General features: G+C 64.5%; 12 protein-coding genes. 10 read left to right on the top strand and 2 right to left on the bottom strand.

Annotated elements, in window-relative coordinates; all coding sequences use genetic code 11:
• The first annotated feature begins 28 nt into the window (after nt 1–28).
• Both IEY62_RS00655 and IEY62_RS00650 read left to right on the top strand, forming a co-directional pair.
• The gene (locus IEY62_RS00655) at nt 29–1,039 is read left to right on the top strand and encodes an exonuclease domain-containing protein (protein WP_189013052.1); all 1,011 of its coding nucleotides are present in this window, start codon (nt 29–31) and stop codon (nt 1,037–1,039) included.
• A 67-nt stretch (nt 1,040–1,106) separates the two neighbouring features.
• Nucleotides 1,107–1,655: a DUF4395 domain-containing protein gene (locus IEY62_RS00650; RefSeq protein ID WP_189013051.1), complete on the top strand. Its 549-nt coding sequence runs from the start codon at nt 1,107–1,109 to the stop codon at nt 1,653–1,655.
• Between the two features lie 6 nt (nt 1,656–1,661).
• Here IEY62_RS00650 and IEY62_RS00645 read toward each other — a convergent pair whose 3' ends face one another.
• Nucleotides 1,662–2,732 (bottom strand): ADP-ribosylglycohydrolase family protein, encoded by a 1,071-nt coding sequence (locus tag IEY62_RS00645; RefSeq protein ID WP_189013050.1) that lies wholly within the window; start codon nt 2,730–2,732, stop codon nt 1,662–1,664.
• A 135-nt stretch (nt 2,733–2,867) separates the two neighbouring features.
• Between IEY62_RS00645 and IEY62_RS00640 the strand changes: the two genes are divergently transcribed.
• From IEY62_RS00640 to IEY62_RS00615, 6 genes are all read left to right on the top strand, one after another.
• Entirely contained in the window at nt 2,868–3,170 is a 303-nt protein-coding gene (locus IEY62_RS00640; RefSeq protein WP_308424470.1) for a YidH family protein, read from the top strand.
• A 13-nt stretch (nt 3,171–3,183) separates the two neighbouring features.
• Entirely contained in the window at nt 3,184–3,546 is a 363-nt protein-coding gene (locus IEY62_RS00635; protein ID WP_189013048.1) for a DUF202 domain-containing protein, read from the top strand.
• A 200-nt stretch (nt 3,547–3,746) separates the two neighbouring features.
• Nucleotides 3,747–4,658 (top strand): MIP/aquaporin family protein, encoded by a 912-nt coding sequence (locus IEY62_RS00630; RefSeq protein WP_189013046.1) that lies wholly within the window; start codon nt 3,747–3,749, stop codon nt 4,656–4,658.
• Between the two features lie 71 nt (nt 4,659–4,729).
• The gene (locus tag IEY62_RS00625) at nt 4,730–5,905 is read left to right on the top strand and encodes an exonuclease SbcCD subunit D (protein ID WP_189013044.1); all 1,176 of its coding nucleotides are present in this window, start codon (nt 4,730–4,732) and stop codon (nt 5,903–5,905) included.
• Nucleotides 5,902–8,943, top strand: a complete 3,042-nt coding sequence (locus IEY62_RS00620; RefSeq protein WP_189013042.1) for an AAA family ATPase — start codon at nt 5,902–5,904, stop codon at nt 8,941–8,943. Before IEY62_RS00625 ends, IEY62_RS00620 begins: the two co-directional genes overlap by 4 nt.
• Nucleotides 8,944–9,029: 86 nt before the next feature.
• Entirely contained in the window at nt 9,030–10,391 is a 1,362-nt protein-coding gene (locus tag IEY62_RS00615; RefSeq protein ID WP_189013040.1) for an MFS transporter, read from the top strand.
• Here the strand turns inward: IEY62_RS00615 and IEY62_RS00610 are convergent.
• A complete protein-coding gene (locus IEY62_RS00610; protein ID WP_189013038.1) occupies nt 10,382–10,993 on the bottom strand; it encodes a TetR/AcrR family transcriptional regulator in 612 nt (203 codons plus the stop codon). The two genes, IEY62_RS00615 and IEY62_RS00610, sit on opposite strands and share 10 nt — an antisense overlap.
• A gap of 233 nt (nt 10,994–11,226) precedes the next feature.
• Between IEY62_RS00610 and IEY62_RS00605 the strand changes: the two genes are divergently transcribed.
• Together IEY62_RS00605 and IEY62_RS00600 are read left to right on the top strand one after the other, a co-directional pair.
• Nucleotides 11,227–12,933 (top strand): amidohydrolase, encoded by a 1,707-nt coding sequence (locus tag IEY62_RS00605; protein WP_189013036.1) that lies wholly within the window; start codon nt 11,227–11,229, stop codon nt 12,931–12,933.
• 46 nt (nt 12,934–12,979) lie between these two features.
• Nucleotides 12,980–13,972, top strand: a complete 993-nt coding sequence (locus IEY62_RS00600; protein ID WP_189013034.1) for an ABC transporter substrate-binding protein — start codon at nt 12,980–12,982, stop codon at nt 13,970–13,972.
• Nucleotides 13,973–13,974 lie beyond the last annotated feature (2 nt).

The following is a 13,974-nucleotide window of genomic DNA, read 5'->3' as shown; positions in this document are numbered from 1 at the left end:
CGGCCTTTTCCGGCTGTAATCTTGTCCAGTGGCATTGGACTTTACGGCGATCGACTTTGAAACAGCCAACGGCTTCAGGGGGTCGCCCTGTTCAGTGGGTCTCAGCAAGGTCCGCAATGGCGTTGTGGTTGAGGAAGCCTCCTGGCTGATGCGTCCGCCGGAGAACCACGACCACTTCGAGTTCCACAACACCCGCATCCACGGCATCCGCGCTCAAGATGTCGCGGGCATGCCCAGGTTCGGGGAGCTGTTCCCCGAAATCGGCGCGTTCATTGGCGGCGATATCCTGGCAGCACACAACGCCGCCTTCGACCTTGGAGTCATCAGGTCAGGATTGGAAGTCTCCGGCCTCGCCGGGCCGGCTTACGACTACGTGTGCACCGTGATGCTGTCACGCCGGTGTTATTCACTCGTTTCGAATTCCTTGCCGTACGCGGCCGAAGAAGCCGGCGTGCCACTTGTGAACCACCACGACGCCGCGGAGGATGCCCGCGCCTGCGCCGGGATCCTGGTGGACATAGCCCGGCGCAACGATGCCAACAGCATCGCCGAGCTCTACCTTTCCCTGGGACTCAACTTGCCCAGCCAGCCCGCTTTCGACCCCGCATTCGGCTTGTCAAAGGCAACGATGTCGGCGTTGGCCGCCAGGACCGGCAGTTCCTTCGAGCGGACACTGGAAACCGCTCCGGGCATCGCCGGCGGTTGGTCTGCCTGGCCGGAGGAAGGACCCAATCCTCTGCCCAACCCCGCAGCAGAGCCCGGCCACCCCCTGTTCGGGCAAACCGTGGTCTTCACCGGCGACCTCGCCATTACCCGGCCGGAAGCGAAGTCGCGGGCCGCGGAGATGGGGGCACGGCCCGAAAGCCGCGTTACCGCACGGACCACGGTTCTCATTGTCGGCGATGGTTTTGTGGCCGGAGACCTTCGGGCCGGACGGCTCACGGGCAAAGCCAAGCGGGTCCTGGAACTGCACGCCAAAGGCCAGCAAATCGAGGTCGTCTCAGAGGGCGAGTTCCTGCAAATGGTCGGCGGCGCATAAGGGCCCCGTGGGTCATAGTAGGCAACAATGCTTCCCGTCCGGGGAGCGGCACTCCTAGCCTTGGTCAATGAGCAAGCCAAGCCTTTCCCGGGCCCCGGCGCGACAAACTGCCAAAGCCCCCGAACGCGGGGTTGATTGGCGGAGAGTCTTCGCTTTTCCCAACCCGGTCAACGAGTACGCCGCCCGGATAACAGCGGGGCTTGTGGTGATCCTTGCCGTTGCCACGCTGCTGACCGGCTGGGGTTGGGGGCTGGTTGCACTGGCTGCCGGGTTCTGGCTGCGTGTGCTGTTTGGTCCCCGGATTTCGCCCTTGGCCCTGCTGTCCGTCAAGGTCCTGGCGCCCGCGATCGGCCGTGCCAAGCTTGTGCCCGGTCCTCCCAAGCGTTTCGCCCAAGGCATCGGGGCCGCCCTGGCGAGTGCCGCCGTCGTGCTGTTCTTCATGGGCGTCCAGCCGGCGGCATGGATATTGCTGGCGTTGCTGATCGTGGCAGCCTCACTGGAATCATTGATCGGCTTCTGCCTTGGTTGTGCCATCTTTGGCTTCCTGCGGCGCCGGGGCTTCATCCCTGCCGATGTGTGCGAAGCGTGCGGCGACATCGCGGACCGCAGATCGTAGAGTCCCTCAGCCGGTGGTCACGGCAAGCAGCCTGTCCGCCATGCCGCGGATGACCTCGGGCGCTTCCAAAGCTTCCAGCCAGTCTGCGGGCAGGCATTCTTCACCGTAAAACGCGCCCAGGATGTTTCCCGCGATGGAGCCTGTGGAGTCGCTGTCGCCGCTATGGTTGACCGCAACGGCCACCGCCTTACGGAAGTGTTCGGCGGGGTCCTGGCCGCTGGTGGACAAAACGGCGTAAAGCCCGACGGCAAGTGCCTCCTCAGCGACCCACCCCTCACCGAGCGCTGCGGTCAGCTCTTCCGGACCCAGTACCGTCTGCTGGGCGGAGAGCTGCAACGCGGATTCCAGACGTTCGGAGAGCTCCGGTGCCTTGGTGGGGACGTTGTCCACGTAGGCGAGGGCTTCGGTGGCTGCGTTCCGGAGATCGCTGCCGGCAACAAGGTTGTGGATCAGCAGGCTGAAGGCGGCCGCGCTTAGCCGTGCTGAAGGGTGCCCGTGGGTCAACGAGGCCGCGTCGGAACTGAGTTTGTAGACGGCTTCCCTGGAAATGTGGGGGACCAGGCCGAACGGCGCCGCACGCATCACTGTGCCGCATCCTTTGGACTCCGGGTTTACCGGCCTTGCCACGGTTCCCATCTCTCCCGAGGCCAGCCCGCTGAGGCAGGCGTTGCCGGGGGCGCGTCGGTGCCTGAGTACGGCCTGTGTGTCGATCCATCGGGGCTGCGGGACGGGCGCGGAGGAGGAAGCAGCCACATCCTGGGTCGCAAGCCAGCGCAAGTAGGCAAGCCACAGGCAGGCGATCTCGTCAGCTGCCACTCCGTCGTTTGCCCATTCGAGCGCTTCCACCAGACCATCCACCGTGTACAGCGTCATCTGGGTGTCGTCCGAAAAGTGGCTGCCGCCGTCGAGCTGTCCAAAAGAGGTCAGGCCCGCGGATCCGTAACGTGCCCGAATCGCCGCAATGGAGTCAAACTCGATGGCGTATCCCAGGGAATCGCCCAAGGCTCCGCCCAAAAGGGAGCCGTAGACACGGGAACTGAAGGAAGGTACGGCGGGGGAAACAGCTTCAACACTCATGCCAGTAACTTACCGTGCCGGCGAGGCCCCGCTGATATGGTGGGGAAGCTGTCCGGCATTGCGAAAACTTGGAGAGATAACGTGCGTGAACCTGCTTGGCGACGAACAGGTAAGACACCTGACTACAGGTTTTCGATGGCGAATGAACGCACTTTCCTGGCCTGGATCCGCACGTCGCTGGCCTTGCTCGCCGGTGCTGTCGCCGTCGATCAACTGGCACCGAATATCGCGCCGACGCCGGTCCGCCTGGTTTTGTGCGTGTTGCTCGCCTTGGTCGGGGCCGGCCTGGCGGCACTGTCCTACCGCCGGTGGGGCCAGATGGAAGCCGCGATGCGGCACGACCAGGCCTTGCCTTTCTCGCGGGTGATGTTGTTCATGACCATCGTGGTGGCTGTGGCGGCGTTCGCCTTCGCCGTGCTGATCCTGGTGGCACGGTGAGCAGGGAAGCCCCGTGACCGGCTCCGTTCCGGAAAGTACGCGGGATCCCGGCCTGCAGCCCGAACGGACCACCCTTGCCTGGCGCAGGACGCTGATCTCCCTGGTGGTGGTTGACCTGTTCATCTGGCGGAGTTGGCTGACATCCGAGCCTTCCGCCGGCACCGTGATCGCCGGCCTGCCCGGACTGGATTATCAAGGGATCTGCGCCTTGGCCGCCGCCGCAGCCACTGTTGTCCTTGCTTCCGTGGTGTGGGTGCGCTCGCGGCAACTGCACGCCGGTTTCCAGGCAGCCCACTCGCGGCTGATCCTGGCCAGCACCCTGGCCGTGATGGGCCTCGGCGCCGCCGCGATCGCGGCCATTTCCTTGGGCGGATAAGCTCAAGGGGCAGCTTCAACCGTCCCCAGTGTTAACCCAGCAACTGTCCAGATTCGGGTGGCAAGATACTGAAGGGCTCCGGCGCGTTCCGGGCCGGGTTCGTTCAAGTGTGTGCCCGTTCATGGGCGCCCGAAGTGTTCCCCGTTGTGCTTAGGCACCCCCACACCAGCTTTCACACCGACCGTAAGGACCCGTTCCACATGACCTCTTCTGTGCAGGCCGCTACCGATCCCCAACCGGGACTCCTGGCCAGGCTGTCGGCTGAAGCCCTGGGATCGTTGTTCATTGTGCTCGTTGCAGTGGGTGTATCCATTCTCTCGAACCCTGCAGGGGCGCCTTTGCCTGCAGCCCTGACCGCGGGGCTGACTGTGACCGCGTGCATGGTGGCGTTCGGTTACGTTTCGGGCGGGCACTTCAACCCGGCGATCACCTTGGGCAACCTGATCGCCGGACGCATCCGGGCGATCGCCGCCGTGGCGTACATCGCAGCCCAACTCATCGGAAGCGTGCTCGGGGCGGCCCTCGTCTACGTTGTGGTGACTACCGTGCCCCTTCTTACGGATGCTCGGGTCGCTTTTGGTACCACGGCAGCCGGCTTTGATACGCACGCTCCAGCCCAAACCCAGCTGGCGGGCGTGCTGCTGGTGGAGGTTGTCGGTTCTGCTTTGCTTGTTGCCGTGTTCCTCGGAGCGACGGCGGGCCGCCGTGCCCTTCCTTCCCTGGCACCGTTCGCGGTGGGGCTGGCGACGGCCGTGCTGCTGCAGTTCGGCCAGGCTCTTGGCAACCTCCCTTTCAACCCCGCACGCGCAACAGCGCAAGCCGTCTTCAGCCCCTCCTGGGCCGTTGAAGGACTGTGGCTTTTCTGGGTGGCTCCGCTGATGGGCGCAGCACTTGCCGGACTCGCGTTCCGCGGCTTCCAGGGATTGTCCCTCCCCGCGGGCACGGCTGCTGAAGACCACGCTGGATCAGATGCCATCAACGACGACTTCGATGCTGGAACCGAGACCGCTGAGGAAACTGTGGACGCCGGGGCCGAAACGACTCCGAAGCCGCTTCCGGCGAAGCCGGCGAACGACGACGCACGCGACTTTTTTGACGGGAAGAAAGGCTAGCGACCGGCCAGGATCGACGCCGGGCGGCTTGTCTGCGCTTTATTGTCGGTGACCCCGGTTAGCTTGGGATTATGCGGTTACTCCATACATCGGACTGGCATCTGGGCCGGTCGTTCCATGGCGTTGGCATGCTCGATGCCCAACGCGGCTTCGTGGACCAGCTGGTGGCGTTCGTCGAAGCCAACTCGGTGGATGTTGTGCTGATCGCGGGCGACGTTTACGATCGCGCTTTGCCGGGCCTGGACGTCGTCACGCTGCTGGACGATGCTTTGGTGCGTCTTACGCAGGCGGGGGCCAGTGTGGTGCTCACCAGTGGCAATCACGATTCCGCCATCAGGCTGGGTTTCGCTTCCCGGTTGTTGGAACGCGGGGGAGTGCACTTGCGCACGCGCGTGGAGGATCTGGATGTGCCCGTTCTTTTGCCCGTCGGAGCGGAAGGGGACGTTGCGGGCCAGGTGGCCATCTATGGAATCCCCTATCTTGAACCCCGCCTGGTGGCGGAGCGGCTGGGCGTGGACTCTGCCAACCACTTTGACGTGACACAGCGGGCAATCGAGCGCATCACGAACGATGTTGAGCGCCGCCGCGAATCCGGATCCGTCTACCCGGTGGTGCTTGCGCACACTTTTGCCAGTGGAGGCATCACGTCCGAAAGCGAGAGGGACCTCAGCATCGGGGGACTGGGAGCGGTGCCCTTGGACCTCTTCGAGGGATTCACGTACACGGCACTGGGCCACCTCCATGGCCGGCAGCAATTGGCCGGCAATGTCCGCTACTCGGGGTCGCCCCTGGCCTACTCATTCTCCGAAGCCAAGCACAGCAAAGGTGCTTGGCTGGTGGACATCAGCCCTTCAGGAGTCATCGACGTCCAGGAAGTAGTGTGGGAAGCCCCCAAAGCCCTGGCCGTGCTGCGCGGAACTTTGGACGAACTGCTGGAGTCGGGGCAGTATGCCTGGGCGGAAGAGGCCTACTGCCAGATCACCATCACGGATCCACAGCGGCCGACGCAGGCCATGGAAAAACTGCGGGTCCGCTTCCCGGACACATTGGTCCTTTCCTTCGATCCCGAGGGCGCCGGAACCCGGACCACGACGAGTTACAGCGACCGCCTCGCCAAGGCCCAGGACGATCTTGGAGTCTGCTGTGGCTTCCTGGAGCATGTCCGGGACCGTGGAGCCGGTGATGCCGAAGAAGCCGCGCTTCGGGAAGCGCTGGAAGCCGTTCGTTTGGAAGAAGCGGAACTGTGAGAATCCATCGCCTGGAAATAGAAGCTTTCGGCCCGTTCGCCACTGCCCAACACATCGATTTCGATCACTTGGGAGCGCAAGGACTGTTCCTCCTCAATGGCGCCACCGGGGCAGGCAAGACCAGCATCCTTGATGCCATCTGCTTTGCCTTGTACGGGGCCGTGCCCGGCGCACGCCAGGAAGGAAAGCGGCTCCGCAGCGACCACGCGGCACCGTCAGCCGAACCGCGCGTCGTGTGCGAATTCTCGGCACGCGGCCGGCGGTTCGAAGTGACGCGCTCCCCCGCCTGGGAACGCCCGAGTGCCCGGGGCAAAAAAGGGTTCACCACCCAGCAGGCCAAGACCCTCCTTCGCGAACGGATCGCCGGAAGCTGGGAGGAGAAGTCCTCAAGGAACGACGAAGTCGGCGCCGAACTCGCGGACATTTTGGGGATGGACAGGGAGCAGTTCACCCGTGTGGTGATGCTTCCCCAGGGTGACTTTGCGGCGTTCCTGAGGTCCAAAGCCAACGACCGCCTGGAACTCCTGCAGAAACTCTTCGGTACGCAACGCTTTGAAGCCGTCGAGCGCCAGATCGCAAGCCAGGCGGCGGAAGCTTCCCGCGCCGTCCAGGAAAACGCCTCGGACCTCAAGAGTTTGCTTGACCGGGCTGCGGCAGAGCGCGTCCAGCCGGCGCTCGAGAATGCCGACAGGAACCCTGCCGGGACCACCGTTGGGAACGCTGATGCCCCAGGCGCCCCCGGCCAGGAGCCTGAGGCATGGCTGGCCGGCGTGGCAGCGGAGGTGGGCGCTGAATGGACGCGAAGAAAGGACGAGGCAAGCCACGCCGAGTCACTGTCCTCGCGGCTTGCTGAACAGTTCCGGCAAGCCCAGGAAAAATCGTTGCGGCATGGCCGGCTCGGAGCCGCAATGCAGAGGCGCGTCCTTCTTGAACTGGCCGCGCCGCGGGCACTCGAGAACAAGGACAAGCTTGGGAGGCACCGCCGGGCTTCTGTGCTGAGCGGCCAGCTTGATGCCGTTGATTCCTCCGCCCGCAAGTGTCGCTCCGCCGTCGCGAAGGTTGCGCAGCTACGGGAAAGGCTCCAAGCCGCAGGCTTGGACGCCTTGGACTCCACCGCGTCCCTTGAAAGCCTCAAGTCCACGTACGCGGTCCTGGAGGCCCGCCTCCCGGACGAACGGCGACTGGAGGACATCGCTGCCCGGCTTGCGGCCAAGCGTCGCGAACAATCAGAACATGAAGCAGCAGCTGGGCAAGCCTTGTCCGCACTGGAACGGCTGCGCGAAGAAGCGTCAGCTGTGAGTGGCCTGATGGAACCTCTGGAACCGGCGGCTGATGGGCTGGCGGAGCTTGAACGGGAAACCACCACAGCTACTGAGCTGGTGGCGATTGTGTCCCGCCATGCCAAGGCGGCCAGTGAGTTGGCAGAGATTTCCGGGAAGCATCTTCAGGCCCGTGCCACAGCACAGGATCACCGCCAGGAATGGCTTGACGTTCGTGAGCTCCGCCTGGCCAATGCGGCAGGGGAGCTGGCTGCGGCCTTGGTGAGCGGGCAGCCGTGCGCTGTGTGCGGGAGCGAGTCCCACCCGCATCCCGCCGCTGCGGTACGGTCAGCCCTGTCCCTGGCCCAGGAAGAGGAAGAAGCCCGGGAGCGGTTCGAGGCCAGCGAGAAAGCCCTCGGGGTGCTTGCTGAGCAAGTCTCCACGGCCGCCCAGGTCCTTGCCGGGCTGGCGGCCCAGGGCGGCACCGTGGATGCCGAAGAGGCGGAGGCTCGTCTCGTCGCCGCCCGGACCGCAACCTCGGCTGCGAAGAACGCATCCAGGACCCTGGACCAGCTTCGGGGCAAGCAGGAAGACATCACCAAGAAGCTGGCTGAAGTTCAGGAGCAGCACGCGGAGGACGCCGGCGCGGCCTCGCGGGCGTCATCGGCCGTCCTCCTCCTGCAGGAGCAGCACGACACCCTCAAGACCGACCTGGCCGGTTTGCGGGAAGACTTCCCGAGCCTGCGTGAACGTTTGAAGGCCCTGTCCGCCGAGCGCACACTGCTTCAATCGGCCGCCGACGCCGATCGCGAACTCGAGCAGGCAGCCCAGGCCCAGGCCGACGCCGCCGTATCGCTCCAGAATGCCTTGCCCGACTCGGGGTTCGACTCGGCAGAGGAAGCGCGTGGCGAACTGCTCCCGCCGGCCGATGTTGTTGGCTTGGAGAAGGACGTGGCCGATTTCGACACTGAAGCGGCCCGCTTGGACGAGTTGTTTGCCGGCGAGGACCTGGTTCTGGCGGCCAAGGAAGTTCAGGCCGGCGAGCTTCCCCTGCCCGAAGCCGAACTCGCCGAGGTCAAACTCGACGCCGCCGACGCGGCTGATCGTGCGAGGGCTGCGGCATTGGCGGCAGCCCTTGCCGGGAAGTCGGCCGAAGCCGTTGAACGGATCCGGGTCGAGTACAACACCCTGGCCGAGGCCGGAAGGGAGCCCCGCAACCGCGCTCGTATCCTGGCCGAACTGGCTGACACTGTCCGGGGCGCCGGGGACAACAACTACCGGATGAGCCTGAACGCCTATGTGCTGGCGGCCCGCTTGGAACAGGTAGCCCTCGCAGCCTCGGAAAGGCTCGTTGCCATGAGCGATGGCCGCTATACGCTGCAACACACCGACGCCCGGGCGGCCCGTAACCAGAAATCCGGCCTCGGCCTGGAAGTGGTGGACGAATGGACCGGCCAGCGGCGCGACACCTCCACGCTGTCCGGCGGCGAATCCTTCATGGCCTCGCTGGCTCTGGCCCTCGGCCTGGCCGATGTGGTCCAGCAGGAGGCAGGTGGCGTGGACATCGAGACCCTGTTCGTCGATGAGGGCTTTGGCAGCCTGGACGAACAAGCGCTGGAGCAAGTGATGGACGCTCTGGAAGGATTGCGCGACGGCGGCAGGGTGGTGGGCTTGGTCAGCCACGTCGCCGAAATGAAGCAACGCATCACCAACCAGCTCCAAGTGGTCAAGGGACGCCACGGTTCCACCGTGCGGATTGCCGAAGCTGTTCCGCTCTGACAGGTATCCGATAGACTTAAACCGTTACACCGGGTCGCGCGCATCGGGAGGAGGGACGATGCGCAACCTTTAGCGAACCCGGATTAATGGAAAAATCTTCTGTGGCTTCCCAGCCCTTGTCATCAACACCCGCACGGACCTCGCGTCTGCCTGGCCGTTTCGCACGCCTTCCGGAACTGGCCGGACCTGGATTCCTGCCGCTGGGCCTCTTCGCCCGGCTTCCTCTTGCCATGTTGACCGTTGGCACCCTGACCCTGGTGACGGCAGTCAGCCATTCGTATGCCATCGGTGGCATGGCTGCCGGAGCGGTGGGCATCGGCTCGGCCCTGGGCGCACCGGTCCTTGGCTCGTTGGCTGATCGTGCCGGACAACGCATCGTCCTGCTCGTTGCCGCGGTCATCAATACCTTGGCTGTGGCCGGGCTCTTGGCTGCCGCGTACATCACTCCCGGCTACGCGGGTGTGGCCGACGCCGCAGGTGTCCTGGTCGCAGCCTTCCTGGCGGGTGCCAGTTGCCCCCAAGTTGGCCCCATGGCCCGCGTGCGTTGGATGGCCCTGACCACCCGCAACCTTTCTCCCGGACCCGCCGGGGTCAAAAGAAGTGTTGCCGCCAACCGGGCTGACCTGGATACGGCATTGTCCTACGAGGGCACCGCTGACGAGATCACGTTCGTTCTCGGCCCGGCGTTGGTGGGTGTGTTGGCCAGCGTGGTGGCCCCATGGCTGCCGCTCGCGCTGGCTGCCGTGATGACCATCACCCTGGTTCCGGCCTTTGCTGTCCACCCCAGCCAGCGTGCCGTGGTGCCGGCTCCGCGCAAGGCGACGGCCGGCGTCGGGGTTTCGGTCGAAGAGGGTACGCGGGCAGCCGGGCCGCGGCGCAAGCGCTGGGCAGCCGCAGTGGTGGCGGTGCCGGTGGTTGCGATGGTGTGCATGGGCACATTCTTCGGCGCGACGCAGAACGCGTTGAGCGCCTTTTCAGCGCAGTACGCCACGGCAGAAATTGCGGGCCTGCTGTACGCGGTGATGGGTCTCAGCTCGGCGGTTGCGGCGTTGTCCGTCGCGTTCTGGCCGCAGCGCTTCACCTTGGCCTCGAGGTGGGTTGTGGCAGCCCTGGCGATGTCCGTTTTGTCCTTGCTGCTGCTTCTTCCCGCGGGCATTTGGCCCATGATTTTCGTGCTGCTGGTGCTCGGCATTCCGGTGGGTCCGGTCATGGTTACGGTGTTCAGCATTGGCGGCGTTGTTGCTCCGGCTGGCCGAATGGCTACCGTCATGACGGCTTTGGCCAGCGGGATAGTGGCCGGAACCGCGCTGGGATCCTATCTGGCCGGACAGTTGGCCGAGACGCAGGGGGCGGGCGCGGCTTTCATGGTGTCCATGGCCGCCGCGGCGGGCCTTCTTCTGCTGGGTGCGGTCACGTCCCTGGTGATGAAGCGCCAACCTCAGGCGTAATCGAGCGCACCGGACAGGGACCGTGCCATGAGTTCCACCAGGCGCTTTGACCGCTCCTGGTCGGGATCGGCCAGGTGTTGCATGCTGATGCCGTCGATCCCCGAGATGAATAAACGGGTGATGTCCTCCAGGTTGGTGGGGACGGGCTCGCCGGCGGCTTCGGCGGCTCCACGGAACAACTCCAGCGTTGAGCTTACCCAACCGTCGTACATGGAACGGTTCATGAGCAGCGCCTGTGGCTGGTCGTCGGCTTCCACGCGGAAGCGTCGCAGCAGCAGTTCAAACGTAGTGACTTGCTCGTGCGGGTTTTCAAGCATGCGGCTCCAGATGCGCCGGGCGTGGGCACCCACCATGTGGCGCAGGCCCAGGCCGGGGTCTGCAACGGGGTCCAGTGCTTTGGCGTAGTCCCTGCTGAGGAAGTTATAGACCTCTTCAAGGAGTTCATCCTTGCTGCGGAAACAGTAGTGCAACGCCGCGAGGGGGGCGTCGGCCTCGCTGGCGATCCGACGTGTCGTAGCCGAGGCCAGCCCATCCTGTGCGATGACCCTGGCTGCCGCTTCGACGAATTGCAGGCGCCTTTCTTCGGCGGGAACCCTGGCCATCCGTTCACCTTCCTCATGCTTTTTCCACCCGTGCCCGGATGCAACAACCCAACGGTCTCATCGATCGTAGGCGTTCTCCGCCGTGACGGCCCTGTGGCCGTGCCGTGGGGGCGGAAAAGTCCTTTGAAAGAAATTTTACGTCAAAACCTAGTCAAGTGACCCAGTCAAGCGACATACTTCTTGCAAGAACGTTGTCTGCATCACATTCGGATGCGGTGACCTGAGGAGAACCGATGCAAGATTTCGCTGATCTGGTGATCATGAATGCCTCGGTCCACACCATGGACCCGGCACAGCCACACCGCATGACCGATGCCATTGCCGTCAAGGACGGGTGCGTTGCCGGACTTGGCCACGATGATGTGAGCCGGCAGATTGGCCCGGGTACGCAGGTTGTTGACGCCGCCGGTGGGGCCGTCATCCCCGGCATCAATGATGCCCACTTGCACTTCGTCTCGGCGGCGATGGCCGCCTTTGGTTATGTGCGGCTGGACCCGTCCGTCACCCCGGACTGGGCGACCGTCGTCGAAGTCCTGAGCGCGGCACAGGAAGGCGCGGATGGCTGGATCCGCGCCCACGGCTGGGACGAGTCGATACTGGGACCAGCCATGGGTCTGTTGGACTGCCAGGCTGACACGCCCCTGGTGGCGTTCGATGCCACCGGGCACCAACTCCTGGCCAACCGGGAAGCGCTCAGGCGCGCCGGCATCACCGCCACAACCCCGGACATCCACGGTGGCGTGATCGTGAGGGCAGACGACGGCGCCCCCACCGGACTGTTCCAGGACGGTGCCATGGAACTCATCTCGCGGGCCATGCCGCCCGTTCCCGCCGCAACGCTCCGACCCGCGGTGCTTCGCTTCCAGGAATACCTGCACTCGCTGGGCATCACCTCCCTCACGGAGCCTGGTTTGGGGCCGGCCAGCGCCGGACTCATGGACGGAGCGGGTACGACGGCGGCGCTCGGGCTGTTGGGTGACCTCGCCTTGTCAGGTGAACTGACGTTGAGGATCAATGTCCTCATGCTCTTCGCGGGAACCGGGGGAGCCAATGCCGTGGCCGTTGAGGACGGTCTTAAGAGTGGGCTGGCACAAAGCTGCAAGGACCGCGGCATTGATCCGGAGCAGCTGAGGATCGCGGGCGTCAAAGTCTTCGCAGACGGGATCCCGCGCAGCGGCACCGCCTGGATGAGCGAACCCTATGGCACGGCTTGTACGCACGGCAGCCTGGTGATCCAGGGAGACAGCGATGCCGAACGGGTGGCTGAACTCCACAGGATTCTGCAACTCATTAACGATGCCGGATTGCAGGCAGGCGTGCACGCCACCGGAGATGCTGCCACCGCCGCGGCTGTGGAAGCGATCGTTGCAGCAACCACTGCTCCCGGTGGAAGTCCCACGCCCACCGGAACTCAGCACAATCGTCACTACATCATCCACGGTGCCTTCAGCGACACAAGCACCCTGCGCACCATGGCTGAACGGGGGATCGGTTACAGCACCAACCCCCTGATCCGCCAGGAGGCCGGCGACATCATGCGCCAAGTGCTCGGAGAGGATCGCTTCTCCCGCCACCAGCCCCTGCGTTCAGCCGTGGAAACGGGCGTCCGTTTCAACATTGCTTCCGACGCACCTGTGACCAGCCCGGATTGGCGGCGCACCGTGGTAGCTGCCGTCCGGCGTGCCACCCGGTCCACGCCCGGCGCACCGGGCGACCCCGAGCGGATCACCGGTCTGCAGGCGCTGGCCGCCATGACCGTTGAGGCTGCCTGGCAGGATCACGCGGAGCACTTCAAGGGCTCCCTGTTACCCGGCAGGACAGCAGATCTGTGCCTGTTGTCCACCGCATGGCCGGCCGATGAGGAGATCGACAAGCTCACCGACACCGACATCCGGCTCACCATGAGCGGTGGCCGCGTTGTCCACTTATCCACCAGCTAGAACCATCGTCTTCCGTTCCAACCATTCGTCATTCAAGGAGCACCATATGCGACGCACTATTCCTTTGGCTGTTGCCGCTGTACTGTCCATGGCACTTGCAGCCTGTGGAGGCGGCTCGGGCCCGGCAGCCGTCCCGGCCGCCGATGGGACCACCACCCTCAAGGTGGGAACCATCGGCATCGGGTCAGACGCCGGCATCCGCCTCGCGGCCGACAAGGGCTACTTCAAGGAACAGGGTCTCAACGTCGAGATCTCTGTCATAGCCAACCCTCCGGCGGGCATTGCAGCAGCCCAGAGCGGACAGATAGACCTCACCTATACTCCCTCCATTCCGCTCCTGAACGCCTTGAGCCAGAATGTGCCGCTCAAGATCGTCGCCGCAGCCGATGGATACAAGGACGGGGCAGGAGAATCCAGCGACCTCAACCGCGTGGACGATACCGGCCTTCTCGTCGGGAAGGATTCATCCATCACCCGGCCGAAGGACCTGGAAGGCAAAAACGTCAGCGTTCCGGCAAGGAAGGCACAGCTGGAGGTGACAGTGAGCAAACTGGTGAAGGACGACGGGGGAGATCCCGCAAAAGTGAACTGGATGGTCCTGGACCCGTCATCGGCGCTGCAATCGCTCAATTCCGGGCGCGTGGACGCAGCTTCCCTGATAGCTCCGTTCACGTCCAAAGCGGTGTCCGAGGGAAACCGCCTTCTGGCCTCTCCAGGGGTGGAGTTCTTTGAACAGGGAGCCATTGGGCTGTGGGTCGCCGGGGCGAACACGGTGAAGTCCAAGGAGAAGGCCCTGGCGGGGTTCAAAGCCGCCATCTACAAGGCGAACGCCTACGCCAACGGCCACCTGGATGAAGCACAGCAGCTCAGCGCCGGGATCACCAAGACCCCGCTGGATGTGGTCAAGTCCGGGGCAGTCAACTACTGGCCCGGCGAGGTACGTGTGGAAGACATTGAGCGGGCCAACAACAATCTTGCCGACCTCGGCTTCCTGAATGCCCCGGTGAAACTGCCGGCCGACATCATCTTCGGCAAGTAGGC

Origin of the sequence: Paenarthrobacter histidinolovorans (assembly GCF_014647595.1) — a bacterium.
GTDB classification, from domain to species: Bacteria; Actinomycetota; Actinomycetes; order Actinomycetales; family Micrococcaceae; genus Arthrobacter; species Arthrobacter histidinolovorans.
This window is presented reverse-complemented; position numbering and strand designations above follow the sequence as displayed.